Source organism: Streptomyces sp. NPDC021225, from assembly GCF_044332865.1.
Lineage (GTDB): Bacteria > Actinomycetota > Actinomycetes > Streptomycetales > Streptomycetaceae > Streptomyces.
Map to the genome: position 1 here is coordinate 21,776 of NZ_JBIRPV010000025.1, position 5,688 is coordinate 27,463.

3 protein-coding genes are annotated in these 5,688 nt (G+C 71.3%); 1 reads left to right on the forward strand and 2 read right to left on the reverse strand.

Features of this window, described 5'->3' with window-relative positions; genetic code table 11:
* Positions 1-74: 74 nt before the first annotated feature.
* Complete coding sequence (locus tag ACH4S9_RS46895) at positions 75-1,457, forward strand: cytochrome P450 (protein WP_311730783.1); 1,383 nt, start codon at positions 75-77, stop codon at positions 1,455-1,457.
* A 21-nt stretch (positions 1,458-1,478) separates the two neighbouring features.
* On the opposite strand, the gene ACH4S9_RS46900 is transcribed toward ACH4S9_RS46895, so the two are convergent.
* Together ACH4S9_RS46900 and ACH4S9_RS46905 are read right to left on the reverse strand one after the other, a co-directional pair.
* The gene (locus ACH4S9_RS46900; protein ID WP_385350916.1) at positions 1,479-2,471 is read right to left on the reverse strand and encodes a spirocyclase AveC family protein; all 993 of its coding nucleotides are present in this window, start codon (positions 2,469-2,471) and stop codon (positions 1,479-1,481) included.
* Positions 2,472-2,492: 21 nt separating this feature from the next.
* The coding region (locus ACH4S9_RS46905) for a type I polyketide synthase (RefSeq protein ID WP_398377786.1) at positions 2,493-5,688 on the reverse strand (3,196 nt) is incomplete at its 5' end.

Consider the following 5,688-nt stretch of genomic DNA (forward strand, 5'->3'; position numbering starts at 1 on the left):
GGGCTTCTTGCGTGCATTAGCTCTCCTTATTCTCATTTCCTCTGGTAGCGACAGATCCTGATAGGAGTCCCGCGATGCCTGCCACTCTCCCCGTCCCCGATGTGCCGGGCTCATGGCCGGTGGCGGGCCATCTGCCGCGGCTGGCCCGGCGGCCGCTCGACTTCCTGACCTCCCTGGCCGACCACGGAGACCTGGTCCGTATCCGGCTCGGCCACAAGCCCGTCTATGTGGCCACCCACCCGGACCTGGTGCGGACCCTGCTGGTGACCGATGCGCACGCGTACACACGGGGCATCGGCCACGCCAAGGCGCTGTCCTTCATCGGACCGATCCTGGTCGCGACGACCGGCGAGCCGCACCGGCGCCAGCGCCGCATGATGCAGCCGTGTTTCCACCGGCAGCGGCTCGGCAGCTACGTCGCCGCGATGTCCGCCGCCGCGACGGAGACCGCCGAATCCTGGTCCGCGCACGACGTGGTGGATGTGCTGCCCGTCATGACCGACCTGGCCACCGCCGCGATCGCCAAGTCGCTGTTCTTCTCCGAACGCGCCGCGCACGCCGAGGCGGAGCTGCGGAAGGTGGGGAACGCCATTCTTCAGGTGGCCAGGATGAGCGCGATCCTGCCGGGAATCTACCGACGGCTGCCGACCCCCGGAAACCGCCAACTTCCCCCGGCGCGAGCCATCATCGAGGAGACCATCGCCACCTACCGCGCCGAAGGGCGGGACCACGGCGATATGCTCTCGACGCTGCTGCGGACGACGGACGCCGAAGGCATCGGCCTGACCGACGAAGAGATCCGTGACGAGATCATGGGGCTCGCCATCACAGGAATCGGCGGGCCGGCCGCCATCACATCGTGGATCTTCCACGAGCTCGGCCAGAACCCCGACCTCGAGCGACGGCTGCACGACGAAATCGACACGGCCCTCGACGGCAGGCCACCCGGCCACCGGGACCTCAACCGGCTGCCCTTCACCCAGAGGCTGGTCAAGGAAGCGCTGCGCAAGTATCCGGGATGGGTCGGCGCGCGACGTACGCGGCAGCCGGTGCGCCTCGGCGGACACGAGCTCCCCGCCGCCTCGGAGGTCATGTACAGCGCCTACGCCCTCCAGAACGACCCCCGCTGGTACCCGGAGCCGCAGCGATTCGACCCCGACCGCTGGGACCCCGAGCGGAACGCGGGGCGGGTCAAGAAGGGGGCCTGGGTCCCCTTCGCGGGGGGTGTCTACAAGTGCATCGGCGACGCCTTCACCGAGACCGAGGCCGCCGTGGCCGTCGCCGTCATCGCCTCCCGGTGGCGGCTGCGTCCGGTGCCCGGACGGAGCGTCCGAGCGGTCCACCAGTCCACCCATGTGATCCCCGGAAAACTCCGCATGATCGCGGAGCCCAGGAACCGGAACGTGGATCAGGCGGGCCGCTCGGCGCCGACCGGCTCAGTAGCCCCGGCTCACTAGTCCTGGCTCACCAGTCCCGGCTCAGTAGCCTGCCGGCGGACGGAAGAAGTCGGGAAGTTGGTCCGGGGGAGCGCCGTCCAGCAGCGAGAACAGGATGTGTGTGCCGGTGTAGAGGGCGATGCTGACATTCGCCCCGCCCACCACCGCCAGCAGCCGGACCCAAGGCCTCAGGCCCTCCGAGAGGAGGGCCGCCCCGGACTCCAGACACGTCTCGCCCCGTTCGTTGCGGAAGTGGCGCACAGCCCCCAACGCGGCGCCGAAGAACGCCGAAGCCACCATCTGGTACAGCGGGAACTGATACCAGTGCCCACCCCAGACGGTCAGCTCGGGCACCGAACGCGCCCACACGGAGACGCCCGAGAAGGAAACCAGCGGCTCGACGACGTCGAAGAGCACAACGAGCAGGAAGCCGAGCGCGATCAGCCGGATCCGCCCCAGCCGCGGCCACCGGGCGGCGGCCAGCCCCATGCCCTTGCCGCAGGCCACGGCGACCATCATGGCCGTCATGCAGATGCTCAGCGTCGCCAGCGGCAGTTCAGCCTCCTGGTGGGCCCCCGCCCCCTGCCAACCGGGCACATACGGCCCCCACGAGGCGACCGCTCCGAACACGTTGATGTTCGACGCGAGCACCGGATGGATCCAGTTCATCAAGGGGCTCTGCCAACTCGCCAGCAGCAGCCCGATGAAGAGCAGGGCGTCGAACGTCAGCCGTCGACTGGCCCGACACTTCCGGTACAGATACACCGCGAGGGCCACCGCGCCCGCCACGGACAGCAGCGGGATCAGCACATCGGCGATCCGCTCCATGTCACCACCGCCCGCGGCCGGGGGCGCCTTCTCGATGCGGTAGCCGCCGTCGGCGAGCCACGAGGCGAACACATGCACCTGAAGGCCCAGCACCAGGGCGCCGACACACGCCCACAGCACCACAGGGAGAGTGAACACCCTCAGGCCGCGCACGTTATCCGCCTGATCGACGGCCTCCGGCCGGTCTTCGTCGACGAGATCGGTCATCTGTCGCTCCTTACTACGAGACTACGAGTCCGAGGAGGGCTGGTCGCCATGGGCCAGGCCGATGAGACTGTCGAGGTCCATCTCGTCGATCGAACGCGAGCCGCCGTCCGCGGAACGGGCCGCGGGGATGGCGCCGGCCCCGACACCTTCGACGCCACCGGAGACCTCGGCGAGCTCCAGCAGCGCGGTCAGCAGACCGGCTTCCTGAAGCCTGTCGAGCGGGATGGACGCCACCGCGGCCCGCACTTCCTCCTCGCGGAGGCCCCCGGCCTCAGCCGCCGAGACCCCGTTCCCGTTCGCCGGCAGCAGCAGAGAGCGCACATGCTCCGCGAGCGCGGCCGGGGTCGGAAAGTCGAACGCGAGCGTCGCCGGCAACCGCAGGCCGGTGGCGGCCGTGAGCCGGTTGCGCAACTCCACGGCGGTCAGCGAGTCGAAACCCAGCTCCCGGAAGGCACGTCGCTCCGCCACCTCCTCGATCCCCGCGTGCCCGAGCACCGCGGCGGCCTGCGACCGTACGAGACGAGTGAGGATGCCCTGCTGCTCCTTGCCCCCGCGTCGGGCGAGGCGGTCACGGAGCGACACACCCGAGTCCGGCGCGCCTTCGCCCCGCTCGGCCGCCCCCGGGCGCGCGGACATCGGGACGAGCCCGCGCAGCAGCGCCGGCACCCCGGCGGTGGCCGCCCGCGTGCGCAGCGCGCCGATCTCGAGCCGGGCCGGGACGAGGAACGGCTCCCCGGCGGCCGACGACGCGTCGAAGAGGGCGAGGGCCTCCTCAGTGTCCAGCGGCGCCATCCCACCACGGCCGATCCGGGCGTGGTCGCTGCCGTCCAGATGACGTGTCATCCCGCTGCCCTGCGCCCATAGGCCCCAGGCCAGGGATGTCGCGGGCCGCCCGTTGGCCCGGCGGTGCCGCGCCAACGCGTCCAGCACGGCGTTGGCCGCCGCGTAGTTGCCCTGGCCCGGCGAACCGAGCACGGAGGCGGCGGACGAGAACATCACAAAGGCCGCCAGGTCCGCGTCGCGGGTGAGCTCGTGCAGAAGCAGCGCCGGAGCCACCTTGGCACGGAAGACGGTGTCGATCCGCTCCGGCGTCAGCGTGGGGATCGTGCCGTCGTCGAGCACCCCAGCGGCATGGACCACGGCGGTCAGTGGATGCCGCTCGGGGACACGGCTCAGCAGGGTGGCCAGCGCCTCGCGGTCGGCGGCGTCGCAGGCGGCGACGGTCACCATCGCGCCGAGCGCCTCGAGCTCGGCCGCCAGGTCCCCCACACCCTCGGCCTGCACGCCACGTCGGCCCACCAGCAGCAACTGCCGTACCCCGTGTGCCACGACGAGGTGTCGGGCGACGAGCCCGCCCAGCACTCCGGTGCCGCCCGTGATCAGCACGGTCCCGGCCGGATCAAGCGCCAACGGCGATCCGTCAGCCGACGCGTCCCCCGACCTGTCAGTCGATCCGTCGGCGGATCCCTCGACCGACCCGGCCCGCTCCTGCCGTGGCACCCGCACCAACCGCGGTACGCACACCTCTCCATCGCGAATGGCCAGCTGTGGCTCCCCGACGGCCAGCGCCACGGGCAGCACCTGGGCCAAGGAGCCGTGTCCATCCCAGTCCACCAGGGTGATCCGGTCCGGGTTCTCGGACTGCGCCGAGCGGACCAGCCCCCAAACCGCCGCGCCGGGCAGATCCGAGACGTCGTCCTCCCGGCGGGTGGCGACCGCCCCTCGCGTCAGCACGACCAGTCGGCTGTCCGCGAGCCGCTGCTCGCCGAGCCAGGACTGGAGCAGGTGCAGGGCGCGATACGCGGCGGTGTGCACGCCCACGCCCTCACCTCCACAAGAGACGACGACCACCTCAGGAGCGCCGTCGACCTCCACGGCGCTCAGCAGCGCGGTCCAGTCCTCATGGCGCCGACATGCGAGCCCGCACGAATCGGCGCCGACGACCGCGAAGGACGAGGGACCGGAGAGTGACGGGCCGGAGGCAGAGGGGTCTGCCGAGGGCAGCGCCACGGTGGGCCATTCCATGCCGAACAGCGACTCGTGATGCTCCGAGCCGGCAGTCCGCACTTCACCCGCGGACACCGGCCGCAGCACGAGTGCGTCGATCGAAGCCACCGGCCGCCCCGACTCGTCGGCCGCCTCAATGGCCACCACTCCACGTCCGGGCCGCGGCGAGAGCCGCACCCGCAACACCTCACCGCCCGTACGATGCAGCGTGACTCCGCGCCAGGCGAACGGCAGCCAAGCCGACGGCCGCCCGTCCGGTGCGACGTCGGTGTCCTCGTCCGCGCCGTCGCTCCCTGCCCCGTGGTGAGCCGGATCGAGGCCGAGGGTGTGCAGCGCCGCGTCCAGGAGGGCCGGATGGACGCCGAACCGGTCGGCGTCACGGGCCTGCGGCTCGGGCAGCCGCACCTCGGCGAAGATGTCCGAGCCACGGCGCCAGGCGGTGCGCAGTCCCTGAAACGCGGGCCCATAGGCCAACTCCGCCCCGGCCAGCCGCTCGTACAGCCCGTCGAGGTCCAGGGCATCGGCGCCGGCCGGGGACCATACGTCAGCCATCAGTTCGGCCGCCGCCGCGGAGGGGGCGGTGGGGGAGGCGGGGCCGCTGCTCAGCGTGCCCGTGGCATGCCGCGTCCATTGCCGGCCCGAACCCTCCGGGCCGTCCGTGTTCTCCGTACCCGAGACGTCGTCCTCGCTCCGTGAATAGGCGGTGAACTCCCGTCGCCCGTCGGTGTCCGGCGCCCCGACGCTGATCTGGAGAGCGACTCCGCCACGTTGGGGGAGGAGAAGGGGCGCATGCAGCGTGAGTTCCTCGACATGCCGACACCCGACGCGCTCCCCCGCTTGGAGGGCGATGTCCAGAAGCGCGGTACCGGGCAGAAGCGCGACGCCTGCGAAGGCGTGGTCGGCCAGCCAGGGGTGTGTGCGCAATGAGAGCCGGCCGGTGAAGAGATGTCCTTCACCGCCCGCGAGCGGAAGCGCGGCGCCGAGCAGTGGGTGCCCGGCCTCGCTCAGCCCGACGGCGGTGACGTCTCCTGTCTGGGTGGGGGTGTTGAGCCAGTAGCGCTGGTGTTGGAAGGGGTAGGTGGGGAGGTTGATGTGGTTGTGGTGTTGGTGGGTGGGTTGCCAGGTGATGGGGTGGCCGGTGGTGTGGGCGTGGGCGAGGGAGTGGAGGTGTTGGTGGTGGTCGTCGTGGTTGCGGCGGAGGGTGCTGATG